We start from the raw sequence: 24,501 nt of genomic DNA, 5'->3' as shown, positions 1-24,501 counted from the left end.
GGGTTAAATATCCCTGTTGGAAAGCCAGTGGCTGCCCTGTAAAAATGAAAAAATCGCATCTGCGCTAATATCCTTTGTTTGCTGAGTCGGACTGACCATCTGATGCTGGTTTTTACCGTAACCCCCAATCAAACCCGGATCGGTCGGGCCAAAAATCGTCAGATTTGGACGATCCAGCGCAGCGGTTAAATGGCTTAATCCCGTATCAACGGAAACGACAGCATTCGCTCCCGCTAACTGCGCAGCAACCTGTGCCAGCGTGAGTTTAGGCAAAACCTCAACATGCGAAAATCCTGCGGCCAGCCGCTCCGCACGCTGTCGCTCATGTTCAGCGCCCCACGGGAGTTTAATATGGATACCGCAAGGTTGCATTAGTTCAATCAGCCTTCGCCAGTGCGTTTCCGGCCAGTGCTTATCGTCGCGCGTTGTGGCATGCAGGAAGACAAGATAAGGCTGAGTACAGGCGTCTGTATTGCGCAAAAAATGCTGCGCAATGGCGTAATCGCCCTGAGTGTCCGGTTTCGCATACCCCAGGCTTTTCGCGAACAGCTCCCGGGTGCGTTCGACGGCGTGCTGCTGTTTTGCAATGTGGTGGCGACGGTTATAGAACAGGCTTGCCAGCGGTTCGCGGGCGGTGTGCCAGTCCATACCATGCTTTACGCCGTGCGCCAGACGCGTCACCAGCGCGGCGCTTTTGACCAGTCCCTGCGCGTCGATGATGGCATCGTAACGCTGAGCCCGCACCGCATCGCGAAAGGCTTTGCGCTCGGCTTTAATGGGGGCGGAGAACCACGCTTTGCGCCAGCGGCGAATCGCCACCGGGATCGCGCGATCAACCGCTTCATGCCAGGTGGGGATCTGCGCGAAGCCTTCTTCTACCACCCAGTCGAAACGAATGCCGGGAATGGCCTGCATGGCGTCCGTCAGCGACGGCAGCGTATGCAGAACATCACCCATTGAAGATGTTTTAACGATCAGTACCCGCATTCGTTATCCTTCTTCGCTCAACAGCAGGGCGTTGAGTTCTTCGAGGACGCGCTCTGGCGTAATGTCGATCAGGCTCTGATGATAACCCTCAGCAGCATCACCTTTACGCACCTTGTGGTAGCCGGTGATGAGTCGAATGACGCGCGCCTTATGCGACAGCGGCGGCGTGAAGTCCGGACTGCTCGGGCCATACAGCGCTACGAGCGGGCGGTCCAGCGCGGCGGCCACGTGCATCAGGCCAGAGTCGTTGCTGACCACGGCCTTACAGGCGGCGATCAAAATAACCGCCTGCTCAAGCTGCGTTTCGCCAGCCAGATTGCGGCACCAGGCCTGCTGCTCATTGCTCAGCGTGGCGAGAATTTCGTTACCCGCCTCGTGATCTTTCGCCGAGCCAAACAGCACAATCTGATAGCCTTCGTCGATCAGCTGTTTCGCCAGTTCAGCGTAGTGATAGTGCGGCCAGCGTTTCGCCGGACCGAACTCTGCACCGGGGCAGAAGCCAATCATCGGGCGTTCGGACGAAAGACCAAACGCGTTACAGGTCTGGGATTTCTCCCCGTCGTTAACCTGAAGCTGTGGCCAGAGCAGCGGCTGCGGCAGTTCTTTCGCGCTGCGCATCACGCCTTTGTCGTAGGCCAGCGCCACGTAGCGCTCCACCATCAGCGGCCAGGCCTCTTTATCCAGCACCCGTGCGTCGTTCAGCAGGCCGTAGCGCATTTCACCGCGCCAGCCGGTACGGTGCGGGATGCCCGCAAAGAAAGGTACGAGGGCGGATTTAAAGGAGTTGGGCAGCACGTACGCGCGGTCATAGCGCTTCTCTCGGAGGCTATGGCCGAGCTTGCGGCGTTCACCGATTTCCAGCGCCCCGTGGCCGAGCGGCATCGGGATGGCTTCATTCACTTCCGGCATACGCGACAACAGCGGACGGCACCACGCGGGTGCCATCACGTCGATTATCGCCTGGGGATAACGCGCCTTGAGCGTGCGATAGAGACTTTGCGACATCATCATGTCGCCCACCCATGACGGGCCGATCACCAGAATCTTCATACTTATGCGTCGCGGTTCAGCCAGGCCATATATTCCGTTACGCCTTCGGCAACGGTCTTGAACGGCTTGTCATAGCCTGCGGCGCGCAGGTTGGTCAGGTCCGCCTGCGTGAACGCCTGGTAACGGCCTTTCAGCTTATCAGGGAACGGAATGTACTCGATGCTGCCTTTTTTATGGTACGCCAGCGTGGCATCAGCCACCGCCTGGAAGGACTCCGCGCGACCGGTACCCAGGTTGAAAATGCCGGACACGCCGTTTTCCCAGAACCACAGGTTTACGGCTGCAACGTCGCCTACGTAGACGAAGTCACGCTTGAAGCCGTCGCTGCCTTCGAACAGTTTCGGGCTTTCGCCGTTATTCAACTGGGTGTTCAGGTGGAACGCCACGCTCGCCATGCTGCCTTTGTGGCCTTCGCGCGGCCCGTAAACGTTGAAGTAGCGGAAGCCGACGATCTGCGAGTTTGCTTCTGGCAGAATCTGACGGACGTATTCGTCGAACAGGAACTTGGAGTAACCGTAGACGTTCAGCGGCTGCTCATATTCGCGGGACTCGATGAAGTCAGAGGTGCGTCCACCGTAGGTTGCCGCGGAAGAGGCATACAGGAAAGGAATTTCACGCTCCAGGCAGTAGTGCAGGATCTCTTTGGAGTACTGATAGTTGTTGTCCATCATGTACTTGCCGTCCCACTCGGTGGTGGAGGAGCACGCACCTTCGTGGAAGATGGCTTCGATCTCGCCGAACTCTTCACCCGCCATAATCTGGATAAGGAAGTCTTCTTTATCCATGTAGTCAGCGATGTTCAAATCCACCAGGTTTACAAACTTGGTGCCGTCTTTCAGGTTGTCCACCACCAGGATGTCGGTGATGCCTTTGTCATTGAGGGCCTTAACAATATTGCTGCCGATAAAGCCCGCGCCGCCGGTAACGATGATCATAACTGTAACCTTTGAAGTGTGGAGCCCGGGGACAATCCCGGACGCTAATATTCATATCATATCATTAGTATGGCGACCCTTCAGCCATTCACCGATATGCAGCAGGGTTACACGTGATTTATGCTGCAAAAACGAGAAGAGATACTGCGTCATCTCGTCATGAACTATAGGTTTGGGTAATATGTGCCGAAATTTGCCGAGTCTGGAGAATTGCAATGCGTGGTGATTTTTACAAACAGTTAAACAGCGACCTCGACACCGCACGTGCGGAAGGGTTGTTCAAGGAAGAGCGTATTATCACGTCTGCCCAGCAGGCGGACATCACCGTTGCCGACGGCAGCCATGTGATCAACTTTTGTGCGAACAACTACCTGGGTCTTGCGAATCACCCTGAGCTGATTGCCGCTGCAAAAAACGGCATGGACACCCACGGTTTCGGCATGGCCTCCGTACGCTTTATCTGCGGTACGCAGGACAGCCACAAGCAGCTTGAGCAAAAGCTGGCGAGCTTCCTCGGAATGGAAGACGCGATTCTGTACTCCTCCTGCTTCGACGCTAACGGCGGTCTGTTTGAGACCCTGCTCGGCGCAGAAGATGCGATTATCTCCGACGCCCTGAACCACGCCTCCATCATTGACGGCGTTCGCCTGTGCAAAGCGAAGCGTTTCCGCTACGCCAACAACGACATGGTTGAGCTGGAAGCGCGTCTGAAAGAGGCTCGTGATGCGGGGGCTCGCCACGTGCTGATCGCCACCGACGGCGTGTTCTCCATGGACGGCGTGATCGCTAACCTTAAGGGCGTGTGCGACCTGGCGGATAAATACGACGCGCTGGTGATGGTCGATGACTCTCACGCGGTCGGCTTTGTTGGCGAAAACGGCCGCGGTTCCCACGAATACTGCGACGTGATGGGCCGCGTGGACATTATCACCGGTACGCTGGGCAAAGCGCTCGGCGGCGCGTCCGGCGGCTATACCGCCGCGCGCAAAGAGGTGGTGGAATGGCTGCGCCAGCGCTCCCGTCCGTACCTGTTCTCCAACTCCCTGGCACCGGCGATTGTTTCTGCCTCCATCAAAGTGCTGGAGATGGTGGAGTCCGGCGCTGAGCTGCGCGACCGCCTGTGGTCTAACGCCCGTCTGTTCCGTGAAAAAATGAGCGCTGCAGGCTTCACCCTGGCCGGTGCCGACCACGCGATCATTCCGGTCATGCTGGGCGATGCGGTCGTTGCGCAGAAGTTTGCCCGCGAGCTGCAGAAAGAAGGGATTTACGTCACCGGGTTCTTCTTCCCGGTGGTGCCAAAAGGTCAGGCGCGTATCCGCACCCAGATGTCTGCGGCGCATTCGCCTGAACAAATTGAGCGTGCGGTGGAAGCCTTTACCCGCATCGGCAAACAGCTGGGCGTAATTGCCTGAGGACGTGTGATGAAAGCGTTATCCAAACTGAAAGCGGAAGAAGGGATTTGGATGACCGACGTGCCGGAGCCGGAAGTCGGTCATAACGATCTGCTGATCAAAATTCGTAAAACAGCCATCTGCGGCACTGACGTTCACATCTACAACTGGGACCAGTGGTCGCAGAAAACCATTCCTGTACCGATGGTTGTCGGTCACGAATACGTTGGCGAAGTGGTCGGTATCGGCCAGGAAGTGAAAGGCTTCAAGATTGGCGATCGCGTTTCTGGCGAAGGCCACATTACCTGCGGCCACTGCCGTAACTGCCGCGGCGGACGTACGCACCTGTGCCGCAACACCGTCGGCGTGGGCGTAAACCGTCCGGGCTGCTTCGCGGAATACCTGGTGATCCCGGCGTTTAACGCGTTCAAAATCCCGGACAACATCTCTGACGATCTGGCCTCCATCTTCGACCCGTTCGGCAACGCGGTACACACGGCGCTCTCCTTCGACCTGGTGGGTGAAGACGTGCTGGTTTCCGGCGCGGGCCCCATCGGCATTATGGCGGCAGCCGTAGCGAAGCACGTGGGGGCGCGCAACGTCGTGATCACCGACGTGAACGAATACCGTCTGTCGCTGGCGCGCAAAATGGGCGTTACCCGCGCGGTGGATGTCTCGAAAGAGAGCCTGACCGACGTGATGGAAGAGTTGGGCATGACCGAAGGCTTTGACGTGGGGCTGGAGATGTCCGGCGCGCCACCGGCGTTTCGCACCATGCTCGACACCATGAACCACGGTGGCCGAATCGCGATGCTGGGTATTCCGCCGTCAGATATGTCCATCGACTGGAACAAAGTCATCTTCAAGGGGCTGTTCATCAAGGGTATCTATGGCCGCGAGATGTTCGAGACCTGGTACAAGATGGCGGCGCTGATCCAGTCCGGTCTGGATCTGTCCCCGATTATTACTCACCGTTTCTCCATCGATGAGTTCCAGCAGGGCTTCGACGCGATGCGTTCCGGCCAGTCAGGCAAAGTGATCCTGAGCTGGGATAAGTAATCAAAAAGGGGCCTGAGGCCCCTTTTTTCATTGATTCTTTTTCTCTTCGTCCGTCAGGTAACGCACCTTGCGGGTGTAGTCCTGACCTTTGAACAGCAGCCTGTTATCCGGCGATTCAAGATATTTCTGCCATTCGGAGAGAGGGAAACCGCCGTGCGCGCCAATCACCTCTTTCGGCACAACGGCTTCCTGACCGCCGATCTTCTTGGAGACCGGCCAGTTCATCCAGTCACCCAGATTAACCGTTTTTAAATCCAGCATGTCCAGCAGCGCGGCGAGCGGCAGCTGATCGGTCGGCGGCTGCGTGTCGTCCATCAGTTCCCAGGTATCCTGGAATAGCGTCAGCCACAGCGGGCAGATACGACGCCAGGTCTTTTTGGTTGCTGCAAGAAACGCGCCGTTAACGTGATCGACCAGATACGGACGCACCGTCTCCTTGTAATACGCCGGCACTTTCTCCGCTGGCGCGCCGTCCAGTTTGGCAATCATTTTGCCCTGACGGAAGCTGGAGTAGATGTGCATCTCGGCCATGTTGATCTCGGGCATCTTCAGCAGGTTGAGATCGGAATCGATCATCAATACGCCTTCACCGCGCGCCTGCAGCGGGGCGTTAAGCTTCACCAGACGGCTGAGGTAGATCTGCTTATAGCGGTAACCTTCCTCACGAACCGGAAGGTTAAGCGTCACTACGCGGGTTTTCGGCGGCAGTACCCCAAAGGCGGATTCAGGCTGATCGCTGACGATGACGATCTCGCTGACGGCAGTGGCGTAACGTTCTGCAAACGTCGCTGACAATAACGCTTCTTCAACGAAATCTGCTCCCGTACAGGGGATCACGATGGAATCCACCGCAACGAGATCGCGCGTGACCGGAAGGGATGCGTATGGAATGTTATGTCGCCCGGTGATGTGGCGGTAGCGAGCATTAAGGAATTTAAACATGTTCTTCTCGTTTGGTTAGTGCGCGCCAAGAACGGCTTCGACACCGCTGACATAGTTTTCGATAGCGTAGGTATGACAGACGTTCTGGTATGCAGCCGCAGCCAGTCGAGCCCGCAGGTCTGCATCCGCCCAGATATTATTCAGATGCTGAGCAAGCTGTGAAACATCGCTCCAGGGGAAGAGCAGCCCCGTTGACGCATGGTCAATCAGTTCAGCCGTACCCGTCACCTGAGAGCCAATAACAGGGATTTTAAGCAGCATCGCTTCCAGCACTACGCGAGGCAGCCCTTCGCTTTTTGAGGCGAGTATAAACGCGTCAAACGTAGCAAGGTAGTCAAAAGGCGTATTCTGGAAGCCCGTGAAAATCACGTTGTTCTCAATGCCCAATTCTTTGGCCTGCGCGGTTAATGCGGCACGCTCTGCACCTTCACCCACCAGCACCATCTTCCATTTTGCGTCGGGTTCCCTGCGGCTGAACTGTGCCAGCGCCGCCAGCGTGTGGTGGTTGGCTTTGCGAGGAATTAACGATCCAATGCTGCCAAAGACAAACGTATCGTCATCAATGTTCAGGCGATGACGCATGGCGCGTCGATCCGGCAAAGGCTGGTGGATGTCGATGGCATTGTTGACCGTTGTGCACAGTTCAGGCCGGACGCCATGCTGAAGTAGCACGCGCTCAACGCCGTGGGAGACGGCGATGATTTTTGTGGCATGGGCATTCACCAGCTTCACCAGAGGCGGCGTCAGCACCGGTTCAATGCGGCAGTGCTGGATGATCCGGGTGCGCAGTTTAGCCCCCGCCAGGTAACCCTCTTCGTTAGAGCCTGGCTGGTTGTTCATGTACAGCGTATCGAAACCGCCTTCCCTGAAAATCGTCTCGATTTTGCTGACGTTGGGGCGAATACGCCAGAGCGTATCGATATGGCGCGTGACGGCCTTGCGGCTGCTGCGCGAGAAGAAAAGCAGGCTGCGACCCAGCTCTTTTGCCATCTTCGCCCACGCGGGCTGCCTATGCTGAGGAATGACAATTAACGGGATGCCAATGCCATTTAACACCTGACCGATGGTTTGCCCTTCGGCCCGGCTGTAGTCGGAGTAAAAACAACAGGTGATATCAAACTTCTCGCGATTAATGCGCTTCAGAAGTTCGAGCATGCTGTTGGTGCCTCCTCCCCATTCTTTACCAGTATCGAGGAGCAGGATTTTGTGTCGTTGCGGCATCTTTCTACCTTAGTCACCTGTCGCGGGGAAGGGCTTTTTACCCCAACCTTGCCACTGATGCTGGAAGTATTGCACCAGCGTACTCTGGCTCACGCTTTCGCTAATTACTGTGAAGAAGCGGGTCGCATGCACCGGTTCAAGCGGCCGTTTTGGCTTGCAGTTTTTTACGCCGCTGAACGGATTGCGCGGCTGCGTTGCTGGCGGCTGTGCGCTGCCAGGACGAGACGTATCCACCTGCGGTTCATTGAGCAGATCGCTCGGGCGCACCAGCGTGATGTCAGCAGGTAAGCTCGGCAGCATCTGTTGTAGCACGCGCACCGTTGAAGGATGCGGATGACCGATGGCGATGGCCGATCCGTTGCGTCGGGCTAGCTGTACAGCACGATTAAACTGCACCCGGATATCCGCTTCATTTTGCGTGTCATCCAGAAACACCTTGCGCTTGATCACCTTCACGCCGGTTCCCTGAGAGGCGCGCAGGGCCTGGCTGTTGCCGATGGTCATGCTGTCGAGGAAATAGAGGTTGTAGCGCTCCAGCGACTGCATCACTTTCAGCATCCCGTACAGGCTGGACGTCATCGCGCTGCCCATGTGGTTATTCAGGCCAACGGCATAAGGTACTTTATTGTAGGCGTCGCGGATGATGCGGTCGATCTCATCGCTGCTCATGTCCGGACGAAGCGTGTCTTTTTCCAGCGGCTGTTTGCTTAGCGGTGCCATTGGCAGGTGGATCAGAACCTGGTGACCGCTGCTGTGGGCCTTGGTCGCCATTTCCCGCGCGTGAGGCGCATTGGGAAGGACCGCAACGGAGATCGCTGACGGCATCGCCAGTACCTGATTTTCATAGTGCGGACGATAACCGAAGTCATCAATGACAATAGCGAGTTTGCCTGCGTATACCGGTGCAGCCAGCGCCAGTGCGCTGGCGACGGAGAGAATCATTCGACGAAATTGAAGCAAAACTTATCTTCCCAACCACGGCTGTGGATTGACCGCCTGACCCTGGCGACGAATTTCGAAATAGAGTGACGGGCGGCCCTGACCGCCACTGCTGCCCACAAGGGCGATGGGTTGGCCGGCGCGCACCTGCGTGCCGACGCTGACCAGCGCGCTCTGGTTGTAGCCGTAAAGGCTCATGTCGCCTTTACCGTGTTCGACCACCACGACCAGCCCGTAACCCTGCAGCCAGTCGGCCAGGATCACGCGGCCATCGGCGATGGCTTTCACTTCGCTACCTTCAGACGCACCGATAACGATCCCTTTCCAACGTAGTTCACCCTGCAACTGTTCGCCATAGCGATGCAGAATGGAACCGCGAACCGGCCAGTAGGCCTGACCGCGAGGCGAGCCTAAACCGCCGGTGCGCGACATCAGAGAACGTTCGCTTTCGCTTGGCTTGTAGGTGGTCCCTTTGCGGGACGCTTCCTGCTGCTTGTTGCGAACGGCCTGCGCCTCGCGCGCCTCTTTTTCGGCGCGCGCTTTCGCCGCGGCTTCTGCTCGCGCAATGCTGTTACGCAGTTTCGATTCGTTAGCGCGCATTTCGCTCAGCTGGCTCTGGCCTTCCTGAATGGAGGACTCAAGGCCGGACAGGGTTTTCTTACGCTCGTTGCGCGCCTGCTCCAGCTTCGCCTGCTGGGCCTGCTGATCGTAGAGCAGCGTCTGCTGCTGGGTCTGCTTCTCTTCCAGCTCGGCTTTCTGGGTGGTGACCTCTTCGCGCGTCTGCTTCAGCTGCGCAATCGTCTCCTGACGCGCCTGGTTCAGGTAGCCAAAGTAGGCCTGCAGGCGCTGGCCGCGCTGGCTCTCTTCCCCGCTGAGGATCAGCTGGAGGCCGGTGTGTTCACCCTGACGAAACGCGGCATCAAGCTGTGCCGCAAGATTGCGCTCCTGGGCATCACGCTGGCGTTCCAGTTTGGCAATCGACGCGTTCATCTCATCGATCTGTTTGTTCAACTGGGCGAGGGTGTTTTGCGTTTCACGGAGTTTGCGTGCGGCGGCGGAGATCGCCTCTTCCTGCTGCTTAAGCTGGGCAAGAAGCGAGGCACGCTGCTGCTGCTGCTGGCGCACCGCACGCTCTTTGGCGGCGATATTGGCCTGGATGGATTTCAGCTGATCGCGGTCATCCGCATGGGCGGATGCGGCGCACAGCAATACGCCAGCGCTGAGTGCGCTGGCGTAAAACAGAGGTCTGACTGATAACCTAAGCGGCTTCACGACCCATGTGATTGAAAAAATCGCCTTTCCCCTCATGGGGAGCGATTATTCCACGATGAACAGCGGCTTACCAGTCATCTCTTCAGGGATCGGCATGCCCATCAGCGACAACATGGTTGGCGCGATGTCGGAAAGCTTGCCGCCTTCCACTGCTTTCAGTGATTTATCACCCACATAAATCAGCGGAACAGGCAGGTTGGTGTGGGCGGTGTGCGCCTGGCCGGTCGCCGGGTCGCGCATCTGTTCAGCGTTACCGTGATCCGCGGTGATCAGCAGCTGGCCGCCAACGGATTCAACCGCTTTCGCCACCTGCTCAACGCAGTGGTCCAGCGCTTCAACCGCTTTCACCGCTGCTTCCATCACCCCGGTATGACCGACCATGTCGCCGTTCGGGTAGTTACAGATGATGGTGTCGTACTTACCGCTCTCGATGGCCGCAACCAGTTTTTCAGTCAGCTCGGCAGAGCTCATCTCTGGCTGCAGATCGTAGGTGGCCACTTTCGGGGAGTTGATCAGAATGCGGTCTTCACCTTTGAACGGCTCTTCTACGCCGCCGTTAAAGAAGAAGGTCACGTGCGCGTATTTTTCGGTTTCAGAGATACGCAGCTGCGTTTTATCGTTCTTCGCCATCCACTCGCCGAAGGTATTAGCCAGCGATGCAGGCGGATACGCGCATGGGGCTTTGATGTCTGCTGCGTATTCGGTCAGCTGGATGAAATCGAGGTTCACCACTTTCTTACGGGTAAAACCGTCGAAGTCGCTGTTCACGAATGCGCGGGTGATTTCGCGCGCGCGGTCAGCGCGGAAGTTCATGAAGATCAGCGCGTCGCCATCTTCCATGGCGGCATCGGCCTGGCCTTCAGCGCGAATGACCGATGCTTTCACAAATTCGTCGTTTTCATCGCGTGCGTAAGCGGCTTCCAGCGCTTCAACGGCGGTCGCGAACTGGAATTCACCTTTTGCCTGGGTCATCAGGTCATAGGCCTGTTCAACGCGATCCCAGCGGTTGTCGCGGTCCATCGCGTAGTAACGACCAATGATGGACGCCACGCGGCCTTTGCCCAGCGCGGCGAATTTCTCTTCGAAGGCTTGCAGAGAGCCTTTTGCGCTGCGTGGTGGCGTATCGCGACCGTCCAGGAACGCGTGCAGATAGATTTTTTCCGCACCGCGCTCGGCGGCCAGTTCAACCATCGCCATGATGTGATCTTCGTGGCTGTGCACGCCGCCTGCAGAGAGCAGGCCCATAATGTGCACGGCTTTACCTGCGGCAACGGCTTTGTCTACCGCACCTGCGAGCGTTGGGTTGGAGAAGAAGGTGCGTTCTTTGATTTCAACGTCCAGACGCGTCAGGTCCTGATACACGATACGACCCGCGCCCAGGTTAACGTGACCAACTTCGGAGTTGCCCATCTGGCGGTCCGGCAGGCCCACTTCCAGGCCAGACGCGTCAATCAGCGTATGCGGACGTTTCGCCCACAGTGCATCCATAACGGGCGTTTTGGCGTTGAAAATAGCGTTATCCTGGCTGTCTTCACGGTAGCCATAGCCATCCAGAATCACCAGTACCATAGGTTTTTTAGAAACCGACATTGCGACAACCTCATGCTCAAGAGACGAAAAATTTGCGTAATTTTACTACAGCTGAATCGATCAAATAGCCGCAGAAGATCAAAGAATGCGTAGGGGCAAGGCACTTCCCCGGACATTTTGAGGCTTTTTTTTCGTGGCATGCCGCAGAAAATCGATTAGCTTATTGTCGCTGGCTGTATTTGCCACAACGCACAGGTATACTCCTGTCCTGGTTTTTTTAATCACTTAGTCGGGAGTTGTTACCCCCCATGCAAGAAATTATGCAATTCGTTAGCCGCCACCCGGTTCTGAGCATCGCGTGGATTGGCCTGCTGGTCGCTGTGCTGTTCACCACCTTTAAGGGACTGACGTCTAAAATTAAGGTGATCACCCGCGGTGAAGCGACACGTCTGATCAACAAAGAAGACGCCGTTGTCGTCGATTTGCGTCAGCGCGACGATTTCCGCAAAGGTCACATTGCAGGCTCTATTAACCTGCTGCCTGCTGAAATCAAAGCGAACAACATTGGTGAGCTGGAAAAACATAAAGCTCAGCCGATCATCGTTGTTGACGGCACCGGCATGCAGGCGCAGGAATCTGCCAACGCACTGCATAAAGCAGGCTTCGAAAACGTAACGGTACTGAAAGAAGGTATTTCCGGCTGGAGCGGGGAAAATCTTCCTTTAGTTCGCGGTAAATAAGGAGTTCAGTGATGGCCAATATTGAGATCTACACCAAAGCAACTTGCCCGTTCTGCCACCGTGCGAAAGCACTGTTGAACAGCAAAGGCGTAACGTTCCAGGAACTGCCAATCGATGGTGACGCGATTAAACGCGAAGAGATGATCCAACGCAGTGGTCGCACGACGGTTCCGCAGATTTTCATTGATGCGCAGCACATTGGTGGCTGTGATGACTTGTATGCGCTCGACGCCCGTGGTGGACTCGATCCCCTGCTGAGCTAAGAGACTTTAGGACAATTAAAAAGGGTTTTTCCATGTCAGAACAAAACAACACTGAAATGACTTTCCAGATCCAGCGCATCTACACCAAAGATGTCTCTTTCGAAGCGCCAAATGCGCCACACGTTTTCCAGAAAGATTGGCAGCCAGAGATTAAACTTGATCTTGATACCGCATCCACCCAACTGGCGGATGATGTGTATGAAGTTGTACTGCGTGTGACCGTAACCGCTTCTCTGGGCGAAGAAACGGCGTTCCTGTGCGAAGTACAGCAGGGCGGCATCTTCTCCATTGGCGGTATTGAAGGCAACCAGATGGCACATTGCCTGGGTGCATACTGCCCGAACATCCTGTTCCCGTATGCTCGCGAATGCATCACCAGCCTGGTCTCTCGTGGTACATTCCCGCAACTGAACCTTGCGCCAGTTAACTTTGATGCGCTGTTCATGAACTATCTGCAGCAGCAGGCTGGCGAAGGTGCCGAACAACATCAGGATGCCTGATGAGCACTGTTAATGCGTCAATGATTGTGATCGGTGCCGGCTCTTACGGCACCGCTCTTGCCATCACGCTGGCAAGAAATGGTCACGACGTGGTCCTGTGGGGCCACGATCCCAAACATATCGCGACGTTGCAACACGACCGCTGCAACGTGGCGTTTCTCCCGGACGTTCCGTTCCCTGACTCCCTGCACCTGGAAAGCGACCTCGCGACCGCGCTGGCGGCCAGCCGCAACATTCTGATTGTGGTGCCGAGCCATGTGTTTGGCGAAGTCCTGCGTCAGATCAAGCCGCTGATGCGCCCGGATGCGCGCATTGTCTGGGCGACGAAAGGGCTGGAAGCGGAAACCGGACGCCTGCTGCAGGACGTTGCTCGCGAAGCGCTGGGCGATGACATCCCGCTTGCGGTGATTTCCGGCCCGACCTTTGCCAAAGAGCTGGCTGCTGGCCTGCCGACAGCGATTTCACTGGCATCCACTGACCAGGCCTTCTCTGACGATCTCCAGCAGCTGCTGCACTGCGGCAAGAGCTTCCGCGTCTACAGTAACCCCGATTTCATCGGCGTGCAGCTGGGCGGCGCGGTGAAGAACGTGATTGCCATCGGTGCCGGGATGTCCGACGGTATCGGTTTTGGTGCGAACGCACGTACTGCGCTGATCACCCGAGGTCTGACCGAGATGTCGCGCCTGGGCGCAGCGCTGGGTGCCGATCCCGCCACCTTTATGGGCATGGCAGGCCTGGGTGACCTGGTGTTGACCTGTACCGATAACCAGTCTCGTAACCGTCGCTTCGGCATGATGCTCGGTCAGGGCAGCGATGTAAAAAGCGCGCAGGAGAAGATTGGTCAGGTGGTTGAAGGCTACCGCAATACCAAAGAAGTCCGCGAATTGGCGCACCGTTTCGGTGTCGAAATGCCAATAACCGAGGAAATTTATCAGGTATTGTATTGCGGAAAAAATGCGCGCGAGGCAGCATTGACCTTATTAGGTCGTGCGCGAAAGGACGAGCGCAGCAGTAACTAGTCGGAACCGTTGTCACCTGAATGACCCAGCCAGCGCAGAACTGGCTGGTCATTAACTATCGTCTGGAGTAAGCAATGCCGTGTGAAGAACTGGATATCGTCTGGAACAATATTAAAGCCGAAGCCCGGGCTTTGGCCGACTGCGAGCCTATGCTGGCCAGTTTCTACCACGCGACGCTACTCAAGCACGAAGACCTCGGCAGCGCCCTGAGCTATATGCTCGCCAACAAGCTGGCTTCCTCCATTATGCCTGCTATCGCCATTCGTGAAGTGGTGGAAGAGGCCTATGCCGCTGACCCGGAGATGATCGCCTCTGCCGCCTGTGATATCCAGGCCGTGCGCACGCGTGACCCGGCGGTCGATAAATACTCCACGCCGCTGCTGTACCTGAAGGGCTTCCACGCGCTTCAGGCTTATCGCATCGGCCACTGGTTATGGAATGAAGGCCGCCGCGCGCTGGCTATCTTCCTGCAAAATCAGGTCTCCGTGACCTTCCAGGTGGACATTCACCCTGCGGCGAAAATTGGCCGTGGCATCATGCTCGACCACGCCACCGGCATTGTTGTCGGCGAAACGGCGGTGATTGAAGACGATGTCTCGATCCTGCAGTCGGTTACCCTTGGCGGTACCGGTAAAACCAGCGGCGATCGCCATCCGAAGATCCGTGAAGGGGTGATGATTGGCGCGGGAGCGAAGATCCTCGGTAATATCGAAGTGGGGCGTGGGGCCAAAATAGGGGCGGGCTCAGTTGTGCTGCAGCCTGTACCGCCGCACACCACAGCCGCTGGCGTACCGGCGCGCATTGTCGGTAAACCGGATAGCGATAAACCGTCGATGGATATGGATCAGCACTTCAACGGTATTCATCATACGTTCGAGTATGGCGACGGCATTTAGCCCGTCGGCAGGCATTGACAAAAAAGCCCGGTGCATTGACTCACCGGGCTTTTTGTTAGTTGCGGTATAACACTTTGATAATGTGGTATCCGAACTGCGTGTGCAGGGGACCGGTTGGCTCCAGTACCGGGCAAGAGAAGACCACTTTATCGAATGCTGGAACCATCTGGCCCTGGCGGAATTCACCCAGGTCACCGCCGCGTTTGCCTGACGGGCAGATAGAGTGCTTCTTCGCCAGCTTGCCGAAGTCGGCGCCGTTTTTAATCTGTTCCAGAAGATCCTGTGCCAGTTTCTCTTCTTTAACAAGGATATGCAGTGCTGCTGCTGTTTTTGCCATGATCGTGCCTTGAGTCGACTAGTTTACGCTCGGTATACTACCACGCGTTTTTCCTCCTCTCCCGACTTTCATTGAGTGATCTTTTATGCGTTTAAACCCCGGACAACAACAAGCCGTCGAATTCGTCACCGGACCCTGCCTGGTGCTGGCGGGTGCGGGATCGGGCAAAACGCGAGTCATCACCAATAAAATCGCCCACCTGATCCGTGGATGCGGGTATCAGGCGCGGCACATCGCTGCCGTAACGTTTACCAACAAAGCGGCGCGCGAGATGAAAGAGCGTGTGGGGCAGACGCTGGGCCGTAAAGAGGCGCGCGGGCTGATGATCTCTACCTTCCACACGCTGGGGCTGGATATTATTAAACGCGAATACGCGGCGCTGGGGATGAAGTCCAACTTCTCGCTTTTTGATGATACTGACCAGGTGGCGCTGCTTAAAGAGCTGACGGAAGGGCTGATTGAAGATGACAAAGTCCTGCTGCAACAGCTGATCTCGACGATCTCCAACTGGAAAAACGATCTGATGACGCCAGCCCAGGCGGCAGCCAGCGCGAAAGGGGAACGGGATCGTATCTTCGCTCACTGCTATGGTCTGTACGACGCGCACATGAAAGCGTGTAACGTGCTGGATTTCGACGACCTGATCCTGCTGCCGACGTTGCTGTTGCAGCGTAATGAAGAGGTGCGAGAGCGCTGGCAGAACAAGATCCGCTACCTGCTGGTGGATGAATATCAGGACACCAATACCAGCCAGTACGAGCTGGTGAAATTGCTGGTGGGGCAACGCGCGCGTTTCACCGTGGTAGGCGACGACGACCAGTCGATCTACTCCTGGCGCGGCGCGCGTCCGCAAAACCTGGTGCTGCTGAGCAAAGATTTCCCGGCATTGCAGGTGATTAAGCTGGAGCAGAACTACCGTTCGTCCGGCCGCATCCTGAAAGCGGCGAACATCCTGATCGCCAATAACCCACACGTGTTTGAGAAGCGTCTGTTCTCCGAGCTGGGCTACGGTACAGAGCTGAAAGTGCTCAGCGCCAACAATGAAGAGCACGAAGCCGAACGCGTCACCGGTGAGCTGATTGCCCACCACTTCGTTAATAAAACGGAGTACAAGGATTACGCGATCCTCTATCGCGGTAATCACCAGTCGCGCGTCTTTGAAAAGATGCTGATGCAGAACCGCATTCCTTACAAAATTTCGGGGGGAACCTCATTCTTCTCGCGCCCGGAGATCAAAGATCTGCTGGCCTATCTGCGCGTGCTGACCAACCCGGATGATGACAGTGCCTTCCTGCGCATTGTGAATACGCCAAAACGCGAGATCGGCCCGGCGACGCTGCAAAAGCTGGGCGAGTGGGCGATGACCCGCAATAAAAGCCTGTTTACCGCCAGCTTTGATATGGGGCTAAGCCAGACGCTGACGGGGCGCGGATATGACAACTTAACCCGCTTCACCCACTGGCTTGGTGAGGTACAGCGGCTGGCAGAGCGTGAGCCTGTGGCTGCCGTGCGCGATCTGATCCACGGTATCGACTACGAATCCTGGCTGTACGAAACCTCTGCCAGCCCGAAAGCGGCCGAGATGCGGATGAAAAACGTCAACCAGCTCTTTAGCTGGATGACCGAAATGCTGGAAGGCTCGGAAATTGACGAGCCGATGACGCTGACCCAGGTAGTCACTCGCTTTACGCTGCGCGATATGATGGAGCGCGGTGAGAGTGAGGAAGAGGCCGACCAGGTGCAGTTGATGACCCTGCATGCGTCTAAAGGACTCGAATTCCCGTATGTCTATCTGGTCGGTATGGAAGAGGGCTTACTGCCGCACCAGAGCAGCATTGATGAAGATAACGTCGATGAAGAGCGTCGACTGGCCTACGTGGGGATCACCCGCGCGCAGAAAGAGCTGATTTTTACCCTGTGTAAAGAGCGCAGACAGTACGGTGAACTGGTGCGCCCTGAGCCGAGCCGTTTCCTGCTGGAGCTACCTCAGGACGACCTCATCTGGGAGCAGGAGCGCAAAGTCATTACCGCGGAAGAGCGCATGCACAAGGGGCAGGCTAACGTGGCGAATATTCGCGCCATGCTGGCAAAAGCCAAAGAGAAGGGATAATGATGAGTAGGCCGGGTAAGGCGAAGCCGCCGCCCGGCATTGTTCAGCGACTTACTTTACCTCAAGCGCCCAGTGCACGTAGCTCTGCCACTGGCACTCCTGCTCGATCAGCTCAGCCCCAAGTGGGTGATTATCAAGCCAATTTTCCGGTAGCGTCAGCGTGAGCTTTTCATCGTCTGCCACCAGCGTAATCGCCGGGAGCAGATCGTCGCGGCGACGGCTAGCAAACAAAATCGCCAGACGAAGTAAACGGCACAGATGCTCGGCCACGCGCGGCGGCACAGCGTTTTGCTGGTGGAGTGAAGAGAGATCCACGGCATTGGTCTGATTTAGCAGCAGGGTAGCGAGCAATTTTTTCTGCGCAGGGGTATAGCCCGGCAAATCGAGATTACGCACCAGCCAGGCGGCATGCAGCGGCGCTTGCTTGTACTCAACGCTCAGGCCAATTTCATGCAGCGCACATGCACTTAGCAGCAAATCGCGGCTTAATGGTTCGATATCCCAACGCTGTTTGACCTGATCCGCAAAGACCGACGCCAGCTGCCCCACTCGTTGCGCCTGCTCGGTATCCACAATGAAGCGGCGCTGGACGTTACGCAGCGTACGGCTGCGGATGTCCAGATCAACTGACAGATGCAGCATTCCGTAGACCAGACCTTCGCGCAGCGCGCCGCCTGCCAGAGTCATGCACTGGATGTTAAGTTCGGTGAAAATAGCGATCAGAATGGCCAGGCCGCTTGGGAAAACCAACGCACGCTCAAGCGTCAGGCCTTCAATTTCCAGCTCTTCCAGCCGACCACACTGAATAGCGCGTTGCTTCAGCTGCTGGAGTTTGGCAAGCGTGATCCGCTCGTCCATCCCCTGCGCCATCATGATTTCCTGCAACGCCTGTACGGTTCCGGACGCGCCAACGCACACTTTCCAGCCGTGGTAGCGCAATTCGTCCATGACAGGACGCAGCACCTCGCGCGCGGCGTTTTCAGCCTCGTCAAAGTTCTCTTGCGCGAGATTGCGGTCGGTAAAGTAGCGCTCAAGCCAGGTCACGCAGCCCATCGACAGGCTGAACAGCGACGTCGCCTGGGCGCCCGTGCCGGTGACCAGTTCGGTACTCGCTCCGCCAATATCCACCACCAGACGGCGATCGTCACCCCCGGTGGTGTGCGCCACGCCCTGATAGATCAGACGCGCTTCTTCTTCACCGCTGATGACCTGCACCGGGCAGCCGAGAATTTCCTGCGCTTTGGCAATAAAATCCACGGCATTAACCGCCAGGCGAAGCGTCGCGGTAGCGACAACGCGGATTTGGGTATGGGGTATGTCCTGCAGGCGCTCAGCAAAGAGGCGCAGACACTGCCAGCCACGTTCCATGGCTTCGGGGGAGAGATGATTGTCGCTGCTCAGGCCCGCCGCCAGGCGGACCTTGCGCTTAATGCGCGTCAGCGTCTGTATGCTTCCCGCCACCTCGCGCACAACCAGCATATGAAAACTATTCGAACCGAGATCAATTGCCGCATATAGCGAGGTGGAGCTGAGCATAATTTCTTAACCTGAACGACGACGATTACGCGGTGCGCCACCGGAACGACGCGGACCATTGCCGGAGCGTGGGCGAGTAAGACGCTTCGGCGGCGGCAGTTCGCTTAACAGCGCTTCCGGGTTGTATTTGCTCTGCGGAATAGAGTGACCGATGTAGGTCTCAATGGCTGGAAGATTCAGCGCATACTCTTCACACGCAAGGCTAATAGAGTGACCGCTTGCGCCCGCACGACCGGTACGACCGATACGGTGTACATAGTCTTCGCAGTCATCTGGCAGATCATAGTTAAAAACGTGCGTCACGGCTGGGATGTGCAGACCACGAGCGGCAACGTCGGTTGCGACCAGAATATCGAGATCGCCACGGGTAAATTCTTCAAGAATACGCAGGCGTTTTTTCTGTGCGACGTCGCCGGTCAGCAGACCAACACGGTGGCCGTCGGCAGCCAGATGGCCCCAGATATCTTCACAGCGGTGTTTGGTGTTCGCAAAGATGATGGCGCGATCGGGCCACTCTTCTTCGATCAGCGTTTGCAGCAGACGCATTTTCTCTTCATTCGAAGGATAGAAGAGCTCTTCTTTAATGCGGTGACCTGTTTTCTGCTCGGGCTCCACTTCCACATACTCGGCGTTGTTCATTTGTTCGAACGCCAGCTCGCGAACGCGGTAAGAAAGGGTTGCAGAGAACAGCATGTTCAGACGCTGATTCGCAGCAGGCATGCGGCGGAACAGCCAGCGAATGTCTTTAATGAAGCCCAGATCGTACATACGGTCGGCTTCATCCAGCACGACAACCTGGATGGCACCGAGGTTGATATGGTTCTGTTTGGCGTAGTCGATAAGACGGCCAGTGGTACCGATCAGGATATCCACACCGCTTTCCAGCACTTTCAACTGCTTATCGTAGCCGTCGCCGCCATAGGCCAGACCAAGCTTCAGGCCAGTAGCCTGCGCCAGGGGTTCAGCGTCTGCGTGGATCTGTACCGCCAGTTCTCGCGTCGGAGCCATAATAAGCGCGCGCGGTTGGTTAACTTTGCGGTCTGCAATCGCTGGATGAGACAGTAAATAATGAAACGTTGACGTTAAGAACGCCATCGTTTTGCCAGTACCGGTTTGCGCCTGCCCTGCAACATCGCGACCGGCCAGCGTGAGCGGCAGGGCGAGAGCCTGAATGGGCGTGCAGTTATGAAACCCTTTATTTTCAAGGGCTTCGATCACTTTTGGGTGCAGGGCGAAGTCGGAAAACTTCTGTTCTGTTAAATGTGTTTTGCTCATAGTGTGGTAGAATATCAGCTTACTATTGCTTTACGAAAGCGTATCCGGTGAAATAAAGTCAACCTTTAGTTGGTTAATGCGACATCAACACGTCGTTGGTGGAGACAAAACCAACGTACCAGGCTTATTCCTGTGGAGTTATATATGAGCGATAAAATTATTCACCTGACTGACGACAGTTTTGACACGGACGTGCTTAAGGCTGACGGGCTAACCCTCGTCGATTTCTGGGCTGAATGGTGTGGTCCTTGCAAAATGATCGCCCCGATTCTGGATGAAATCGCTGACGAATATCAGGGCAAACTGACCGTTGCCAAGCTGAACATCGACCAGAACCCGGGCACCGCACCAAAATACGGTATCCGTGGCATCCCGACCCTGCTGCTGTTCAAAAACGGTGAAGTGGCGGCGACCAAAGTGGGCGCACTGTCCAAAGGTCAACTGAAAGAGTTCCTCGACGCTAATCTGGCGTAAGGTTTCTCGGCTGAGCGTCCTGAGCGCCTAAATTGTGTGGATCTCTGGACGCCCGGCTTTAGTCGTGCTAAGTTAGCTATGACTTCGTTTTAAACATATCTTGTTGTTTGAATCTTGTTTTACCCGATACTTCCCGTTGTTAACATGAACAGTGCGTGAAGTTGCTAGATTCCGGGCTTGTCACTCAATCCGTCTTGTCGTTTCAGTTCTGCGTTCTTTCCCTGTGACCAGACAGCGAACAGACATGAGTTGATGGCCGCTAAACAGGCATGGATGACCCTGCCATACCATTCACAACATTAAGTTCGAGAATCACCCCGAGTTTAAGAACCCACACCATTATGAATCTTACCGAATTAAAGAATACGCCGGTTTCTGAGCTGATCACTCTCGGCGAAAATATGGGGCTGGAAAACCAGGCTCGTATGCGCAAGCAGGACATCATTTTCGCCATCCTGAAGCAGCATGCTAAGAGTGGCGAAGATATCTTTGGCGACGGTGTGCTGGAGATATTGCAAGACGGATTTGGTTTCCTCCGCTCTGCAGACAGCTCCTACCTCGCCGGCCCTGACGACATCTACGTATCCCCTAGCCAAATCCGCCGTTTCAACCTCCGCACTGGTGACACCATTTCAGGTAAGATTCGTCCTCCAAAAGAGGGTGAACGCTACTTTGCGTTGTTGAAAGTTAACGAAGTTAACTACGACAAACCGGAAAACTCGCGCAATAAGATCCTCTTTGAGAACTTAACGCCGCTGCACGCGAACTCTCGCCTGCGCATGGAGCGTGGTAACGGTTCTACCGAAGACTTAACCGCTCGCGTTCTGGATCTGGCATCACCTATTGGTCGTGGTCAGCGTGGCCTGATTGTGGCACCGCCAAAAGCGGGTAAAACCATGCTGCTGCAGAACATCGCGCAGAGCATTGCCTACAACCACCCAGACTGCGTGCTGATGGTACTGCTGATTGACGAACGTCCGGAAGAAGTGACCGAGATGCAGCGTCTGGTTAAAGGTGAAGTGGTTGCTTCTACCTTCGACGAGCCAGCATCTCGCCACGTTCAGGTTGCCGAAATGGTTATCGAGAAGGCGAAACGCCTGGTTGAGCACAAGAAAGACGTGATCATCCTGCTCGACTCCATCACCCGTCTGGCGCGTGCGTACAACACCGTGGTGCCAGCTTCCGGTAAAGTATTGACCGGTGGTGTGGATGCCAACGCCCTGCATCGTCCGAAGCGCTTCTTCGGTGCGGCACGTAACGTGGAAGAGGGCGGCAGCCTGACCATCATTGCGACCGCGCTGATTGATACCGGCTCCAAAATGGACGAAGTTATCTACGAAGAGTTTAAAGGTACAGGCAACATGGAACTGCACCTCTCTCGTAAGATCGCTGAAAAACGCGTCTTCCCGGCTATCGACTACAACCGTTCCGGTACCCGTAAGGAAGAGCTGCTCACCACTCAGGAAGAGCTGCAGAAAATGTGGATCCTGCGCAAAATCATCCATCCAATGGGTGAAATCGACGCAATGGAGTTCCTCATCAACAAACTGGCGATGACCAAAACCAACGACGATTTCTTCGACATGATGAAACGCTCGTAACGTAAATTATCCCAGTGAACGCCACGTTTTTACGTGGCGTTTTTCATTTATGGACTATACGCTATTACCACAGACTCCCATTTTCGACCTGTCGGTGCGACAATAAGCAGGTTTAAACAGTCAAAGAAATAATTGATTGAAAAATATACAAAGGGAGTTGTGAGAGGCCACCTTTTATTCCTTCAGAGGCAGGGTGCTTCATGGTTATACTTCCGGGACTAACTTTTGTTGAGAGCAATCCATTGTGAATCTACTCACTGCAGTAACTGAGCTGATCAGTATTTTTTTATTCACAACCTGTTTTTTGTTCATTGCGCGCAAGGTAGCAAAAAGAATCGGGTTAGTGGACAAGCCGAATTTCCGTAAGCGCCATCAGGGACTAATCCCGCTGGTGGGGGGGATTTCGGTTTACGCAGGTATCTGTTTCACGTTTGCGATCGCGGATTACTATATTCCGCATGCTGCGCTCTACCTGGCATGTGCGGGTGTCCTCGTGTTAGTCGGGGCGCTTGATGACCGATTTGATATCAGTGTGAAGTTTCGCGCGACCGTACAGGCGGCCATTGGCGTCATCATGATGGTGGTCGGCGGCCTGTACCTGAGAAGTCTGGGTTATGTTTTTGGCCCGTGGGAGCTGGTGCTAGGGCCGTTTGGTTTCTTCCTGACGCTGTTTGCCGTATGGGCGGCGATTAACGCTTTCAACATGGTCGATGGTATTGACGGCCTGCTCGGCGGGTTGTCCTCCGTCTCGTTTGCCGCGATCGGTATTATTTTGTGGTTTGATGGCCAGTACAGCCTGTCAATGTGGTGCTTCGCCATGATTGCCGCCATCCTGCCCTATATCTTCCTCAACCTCGGTGTGTTGGGGCGTCGCTATAAAGTCTTCATGGGTGATGCGGGAAGTACCTTGATTGGCTTTACCGTTATCTGGGTCCTGCTGGAAACCACACAAGGTAAAACGCATCCGATTAGCCCGGTAACGGCGCTGTGGATTATTGCTATCCCGCTGATGGACATGGTGGCGATTATGTATCGCCGTCTGCGTAAAGGGATGAGTCCATTCTCTCCTGACCGTCAGCACATCCACCATCTGATCATGCGCGCCGGGTTCACGTCCCGTCAGGCTTTTGTCCTGATCACCCTCGCAGCGGCTATCCTCGCCGGAATTGGCGTAGCCGCGGAATATGCTCATTTCATCCCTGAATGGGTAATGTTGGTATTATTCTTGCTAGCATTCTTTATGTACGGTTACTGCATCAAACGCGCATGGAAAGTCGCAAGATTCATTAAACGTTTAAAACGCAGGATGCGTCGGAACAGTGGCAAAAACACAACATTAACTAAGTAAAACCGGGACTATGATGACTCAACCGTTGGCGGGAGCGAAATCAGTGGTAACTGAGAATGAGCTGGATATTCGTGGTTTGTTTCGCGTGTTATGGCGGGGCAAATTCTGGATAGCGGGGATCGCGTTGGGGTTCGCTCTGTTAGCGCTGGCCTACACATTCTTTGCAAAACAAGAGTGGAGCGCGACGGCGATTACCGACAGACCAACGGTTAATATGCTCGGCGGCTTCTATTCCCAGCAGCAGTTCCTGCGTAACCTGGATATTAAAGCGAATCTCGCCACGCCGGATCAGATTTCCGTTATGGATGAGGCCTACAAAGAGTTTGTGATGCAACTGGCCTCCTGGGATACGCGTCGCGATTTTTGGTCGCAGACCGATTACTTCAAGCAGCGTCGGGTTGATAACACAAAAGTCGACGCCGCGCTGTTGGACGATCTCATCAACAATATCCAGTTTATGCCGGGCGATGCGCTGCGCAATGTCAGCGACAGCGTGAAGCTGATTGCCGAAACGGCGCCGGATGCGAATAACCTGCTGCGTCAGTATGTGGCCTTTGCCAGCCAGCGTGCGGCAAGCCATCTCAATGATGAACTGAAAGGCGCCTGGGCTGCGCGAACGATTCAGATGAAGGCGCAGGTGAAACGTCAGGAAGAGGTGGCGAAAGCCATTTTTGCCCGCCGTGTCCACAATATTGAGCAGGCGCTCAAAATTGCGGAGCAGCATAATATCTCTCGCAGCGAAACGGATGTCCCGGCTGATGAACTGCCTGATTCCGAAATGTTCCTCCTTGGTCGTCCAATGCTCCAGGCGCGACTGGAAAATCTCCAGGCCGTTGGCCCTGATTTTGACCTCGATTACGACCAAAACCGCGCCATGCTTAACACCCTGAACGTCGGTCCAACGATGGACCCCCGTTTTCAGACGTATCGTTATTTGAGAACGCCTGAAGAACCTGTAAAACGCGATAGTCCGCGACGCGCATTCCTGATGATCATGTGGGGGATTGTGGGCGCACTGACTGGCGCTGGCGTAGCATTAATGCGTCGCCGCACAAATTAAGAACGCCGTCTACGAT

General features: G+C 55.6%; 23 protein-coding genes. 12 read left to right on the top strand and 11 right to left on the bottom strand.

Going from position 1 to position 24,501, the window contains the following annotated elements; all coding sequences use genetic code 11:
* Positions 1 to 3: 3 nt before the first annotated feature.
* Genes rfaC through rfaD form a run of 3 tightly spaced genes read right to left on the bottom strand, consistent with a single transcriptional unit; the run spans position 4 to position 2,972 of the window.
* Positions 4 to 987, bottom strand: a complete 984-nt coding sequence (rfaC, locus tag KK102_RS18550) for a lipopolysaccharide heptosyltransferase RfaC (RefSeq protein ID WP_126545704.1) — start codon at positions 985 to 987, stop codon at positions 4 to 6.
* A 3-nt stretch (positions 988 to 990) separates the two neighbouring features.
* Complete coding sequence (rfaF, locus tag KK102_RS18545; protein ID WP_126545703.1) at positions 991 to 2,037, bottom strand: ADP-heptose--LPS heptosyltransferase RfaF; 1,047 nt, start codon at positions 2,035 to 2,037, stop codon at positions 991 to 993.
* Between the two features lie 2 nt (positions 2,038 to 2,039).
* Positions 2,040 to 2,972: an ADP-glyceromanno-heptose 6-epimerase gene (gene rfaD / locus KK102_RS18540; protein WP_126545702.1), complete on the bottom strand. Its 933-nt coding sequence runs from the start codon at positions 2,970 to 2,972 to the stop codon at positions 2,040 to 2,042.
* A 215-nt stretch (positions 2,973 to 3,187) separates the two neighbouring features.
* Here rfaD and kbl point away from each other — a divergent pair, with 215 nt between their 5' ends.
* Both kbl and tdh read left to right on the top strand, forming a co-directional pair.
* On the top strand, positions 3,188 to 4,384 hold the full coding sequence (gene kbl / locus KK102_RS18535; RefSeq protein ID WP_126545701.1) for a glycine C-acetyltransferase: 1,197 nt from the start codon (positions 3,188 to 3,190) through the stop codon (positions 4,382 to 4,384).
* A 9-nt stretch (positions 4,385 to 4,393) separates the two neighbouring features.
* Positions 4,394 to 5,422 carry an L-threonine 3-dehydrogenase gene (tdh, locus tag KK102_RS18530; RefSeq protein WP_042717745.1) on the top strand — a complete coding sequence of 343 codons (1,029 nt, stop codon included), beginning with the start codon at positions 4,394 to 4,396 and terminating at the stop codon, positions 5,420 to 5,422.
* A gap of 27 nt (positions 5,423 to 5,449) precedes the next feature.
* Here tdh and KK102_RS18525 read toward each other — a convergent pair whose 3' ends face one another.
* From KK102_RS18525 to gpmM, 5 genes are read right to left on the bottom strand one after another with little or no spacing between them, the layout of a single operon-like run.
* Positions 5,450 to 6,364 (bottom strand): hypothetical protein, encoded by a 915-nt coding sequence (locus KK102_RS18525; RefSeq protein WP_126545700.1) that lies wholly within the window; start codon positions 6,362 to 6,364, stop codon positions 5,450 to 5,452.
* Between the two features lie 15 nt (positions 6,365 to 6,379).
* Positions 6,380 to 7,585, bottom strand: coding sequence for a glycosyltransferase (locus KK102_RS18520; protein ID WP_216358182.1), 1,206 nt, complete (start codon positions 7,583 to 7,585; stop codon positions 6,380 to 6,382).
* A 9-nt stretch (positions 7,586 to 7,594) separates the two neighbouring features.
* The gene (locus tag KK102_RS18515) at positions 7,595 to 8,545 is read right to left on the bottom strand and encodes a divergent polysaccharide deacetylase family protein (RefSeq protein ID WP_216358181.1); all 951 of its coding nucleotides are present in this window, start codon (positions 8,543 to 8,545) and stop codon (positions 7,595 to 7,597) included.
* 3 nt (positions 8,546 to 8,548) lie between these two features.
* Entirely contained in the window at positions 8,549 to 9,808 is a 1,260-nt protein-coding gene (envC, locus tag KK102_RS18510; protein ID WP_235843733.1) for a murein hydrolase activator EnvC, read from the bottom strand.
* Positions 9,809 to 9,841: 33 nt separating this feature from the next.
* Positions 9,842 to 11,386 carry a 2,3-bisphosphoglycerate-independent phosphoglycerate mutase gene (gene gpmM / locus KK102_RS18505; RefSeq protein WP_216358180.1) on the bottom strand — a complete coding sequence of 515 codons (1,545 nt, stop codon included), beginning with the start codon at positions 11,384 to 11,386 and terminating at the stop codon, positions 9,842 to 9,844.
* Positions 11,387 to 11,634: 248 nt separating this feature from the next.
* Between gpmM and KK102_RS18500 the strand changes: the two genes are divergently transcribed.
* The 5 genes from KK102_RS18500 (at position 11,635) to cysE (ending at position 14,744) form a co-directional block, all read left to right on the top strand.
* Positions 11,635 to 12,066, top strand: coding sequence for a rhodanese-like domain-containing protein (locus KK102_RS18500; protein WP_010426372.1), 432 nt, complete (start codon positions 11,635 to 11,637; stop codon positions 12,064 to 12,066).
* A gap of 11 nt (positions 12,067 to 12,077) precedes the next feature.
* The gene (gene grxC / locus KK102_RS18495) at positions 12,078 to 12,329 is read left to right on the top strand and encodes a glutaredoxin 3 (RefSeq protein ID WP_010426371.1); all 252 of its coding nucleotides are present in this window, start codon (positions 12,078 to 12,080) and stop codon (positions 12,327 to 12,329) included.
* A gap of 32 nt (positions 12,330 to 12,361) precedes the next feature.
* A complete protein-coding gene (gene secB / locus KK102_RS18490; protein ID WP_216358179.1) occupies positions 12,362 to 12,829 on the top strand; it encodes a protein-export chaperone SecB in 468 nt (155 codons plus the stop codon).
* Entirely contained in the window at positions 12,829 to 13,848 is a 1,020-nt protein-coding gene (gpsA, locus tag KK102_RS18485) for an NAD(P)H-dependent glycerol-3-phosphate dehydrogenase (protein ID WP_216358178.1), read from the top strand. The genes secB and gpsA overlap by 1 nt, the downstream gene beginning before the upstream one ends.
* Before the next feature lie 74 nt (positions 13,849 to 13,922).
* A complete protein-coding gene (gene cysE / locus KK102_RS18480) occupies positions 13,923 to 14,744 on the top strand; it encodes a serine O-acetyltransferase (protein WP_010426365.1) in 822 nt (273 codons plus the stop codon).
* Between the two features lie 55 nt (positions 14,745 to 14,799).
* Here the strand turns inward: cysE and ppiC are convergent, their stop codons facing one another.
* A complete protein-coding gene (gene ppiC, locus KK102_RS18475; protein WP_006812396.1) occupies positions 14,800 to 15,081 on the bottom strand; it encodes a peptidylprolyl isomerase PpiC in 282 nt (93 codons plus the stop codon).
* An 85-nt stretch (positions 15,082 to 15,166) separates the two neighbouring features.
* Here ppiC and rep point away from each other — a divergent pair, with 85 nt between their 5' ends.
* On the top strand, positions 15,167 to 17,191 hold the full coding sequence (rep, locus tag KK102_RS18470; protein ID WP_126545694.1) for a DNA helicase Rep: 2,025 nt from the start codon (positions 15,167 to 15,169) through the stop codon (positions 17,189 to 17,191).
* A gap of 51 nt (positions 17,192 to 17,242) precedes the next feature.
* Here the strand turns inward: rep and gppA are convergent, their stop codons facing one another.
* On the bottom strand, positions 17,243 to 18,727 hold the full coding sequence (gppA, locus tag KK102_RS18465) for a guanosine-5'-triphosphate,3'-diphosphate diphosphatase (RefSeq protein WP_126545693.1): 1,485 nt from the start codon (positions 18,725 to 18,727) through the stop codon (positions 17,243 to 17,245).
* A gap of 6 nt (positions 18,728 to 18,733) precedes the next feature.
* Positions 18,734 to 20,002, bottom strand: a complete 1,269-nt coding sequence (gene rhlB, locus KK102_RS18460; protein WP_010426359.1) for an ATP-dependent RNA helicase RhlB — start codon at positions 20,000 to 20,002, stop codon at positions 18,734 to 18,736.
* 144 nt (positions 20,003 to 20,146) lie between these two features.
* Between rhlB and trxA the strand changes: the two genes are divergently transcribed.
* From trxA to wzzE, 4 genes are all read left to right on the top strand, one after another.
* Entirely contained in the window at positions 20,147 to 20,476 is a 330-nt protein-coding gene (trxA, locus tag KK102_RS18455) for a thioredoxin TrxA (RefSeq protein WP_004386384.1), read from the top strand.
* A 341-nt stretch (positions 20,477 to 20,817) separates the two neighbouring features.
* The gene (rho, locus tag KK102_RS18450) at positions 20,818 to 22,077 is read left to right on the top strand and encodes a transcription termination factor Rho (RefSeq protein ID WP_001054528.1); all 1,260 of its coding nucleotides are present in this window, start codon (positions 20,818 to 20,820) and stop codon (positions 22,075 to 22,077) included.
* Positions 22,078 to 22,321: 244 nt separating this feature from the next.
* Entirely contained in the window at positions 22,322 to 23,425 is a 1,104-nt protein-coding gene (wecA, locus tag KK102_RS18445) for a UDP-N-acetylglucosamine--undecaprenyl-phosphate N-acetylglucosaminephosphotransferase (protein ID WP_089598263.1), read from the top strand.
* Positions 23,426 to 23,438: 13 nt separating this feature from the next.
* A complete protein-coding gene (wzzE, locus tag KK102_RS18440; RefSeq protein WP_126545692.1) occupies positions 23,439 to 24,485 on the top strand; it encodes an ECA polysaccharide chain length modulation protein in 1,047 nt (348 codons plus the stop codon).
* Positions 24,486 to 24,501 lie beyond the last annotated feature (16 nt).

Origin of the sequence: Enterobacter quasimori, from assembly GCF_018597345.1 — a bacterium.
GTDB lineage: Bacteria > Pseudomonadota > Gammaproteobacteria > Enterobacterales > Enterobacteriaceae > Enterobacter > Enterobacter mori.
This window is presented reverse-complemented; position numbering and strand designations above follow the sequence as displayed.

Coding starts and splice junctions, on each gene's coding strand:
- rfaC (WP_126545704.1), bottom strand. CDS start 987: ATGCGGGTACTGATCGTTAAAACATCTTCAATGGGTGATGTTCTGCAT.
- rfaF (WP_126545703.1), bottom strand. CDS start 2,037: ATGAAGATTCTGGTGATCGGCCCGTCATGGGTGGGCGACATGATGATG.
- rfaD (WP_126545702.1), bottom strand. CDS start 2,972: ATGATCATCGTTACCGGCGGCGCGGGCTTTATCGGCAGCAATATTGTT.
- kbl (WP_126545701.1), top strand. CDS start 3,188: ATGCGTGGTGATTTTTACAAACAGTTAAACAGCGACCTCGACACCGCA.
- tdh (WP_042717745.1), top strand. CDS start 4,394: ATGAAAGCGTTATCCAAACTGAAAGCGGAAGAAGGGATTTGGATGACC.
- KK102_RS18525 (WP_126545700.1), bottom strand. CDS start 6,364: ATGTTTAAATTCCTTAATGCTCGCTACCGCCACATCACCGGGCGACAT.
- KK102_RS18520 (WP_216358182.1), bottom strand. CDS start 7,585: ATGCCGCAACGACACAAAATCCTGCTCCTCGATACTGGTAAAGAATGG.
- gpmM (WP_216358180.1), bottom strand. CDS start 11,386: ATGTCGGTTTCTAAAAAACCTATGGTACTGGTGATTCTGGATGGCTAT.
- KK102_RS18500 (WP_010426372.1), top strand. CDS start 11,635: ATGCAAGAAATTATGCAATTCGTTAGCCGCCACCCGGTTCTGAGCATC.
- grxC (WP_010426371.1), top strand. CDS start 12,078: ATGGCCAATATTGAGATCTACACCAAAGCAACTTGCCCGTTCTGCCAC.
- secB (WP_216358179.1), top strand. CDS start 12,362: ATGTCAGAACAAAACAACACTGAAATGACTTTCCAGATCCAGCGCATC.
- gpsA (WP_216358178.1), top strand. CDS start 12,829: ATGAGCACTGTTAATGCGTCAATGATTGTGATCGGTGCCGGCTCTTAC.
- cysE (WP_010426365.1), top strand. CDS start 13,923: ATGCCGTGTGAAGAACTGGATATCGTCTGGAACAATATTAAAGCCGAA.
- ppiC (WP_006812396.1), bottom strand. CDS start 15,081: ATGGCAAAAACAGCAGCAGCACTGCATATCCTTGTTAAAGAAGAGAAA.
- rep (WP_126545694.1), top strand. CDS start 15,167: ATGCGTTTAAACCCCGGACAACAACAAGCCGTCGAATTCGTCACCGGA.
- gppA (WP_126545693.1), bottom strand. CDS start 18,727: ATGCTCAGCTCCACCTCGCTATATGCGGCAATTGATCTCGGTTCGAAT.
- rhlB (WP_010426359.1), bottom strand. CDS start 20,002: ATGAGCAAAACACATTTAACAGAACAGAAGTTTTCCGACTTCGCCCTG.
- trxA (WP_004386384.1), top strand. CDS start 20,147: ATGAGCGATAAAATTATTCACCTGACTGACGACAGTTTTGACACGGAC.
- rho (WP_001054528.1), top strand. CDS start 20,818: ATGAATCTTACCGAATTAAAGAATACGCCGGTTTCTGAGCTGATCACT.
- wzzE (WP_126545692.1), top strand. CDS start 23,439: ATGACTCAACCGTTGGCGGGAGCGAAATCAGTGGTAACTGAGAATGAG.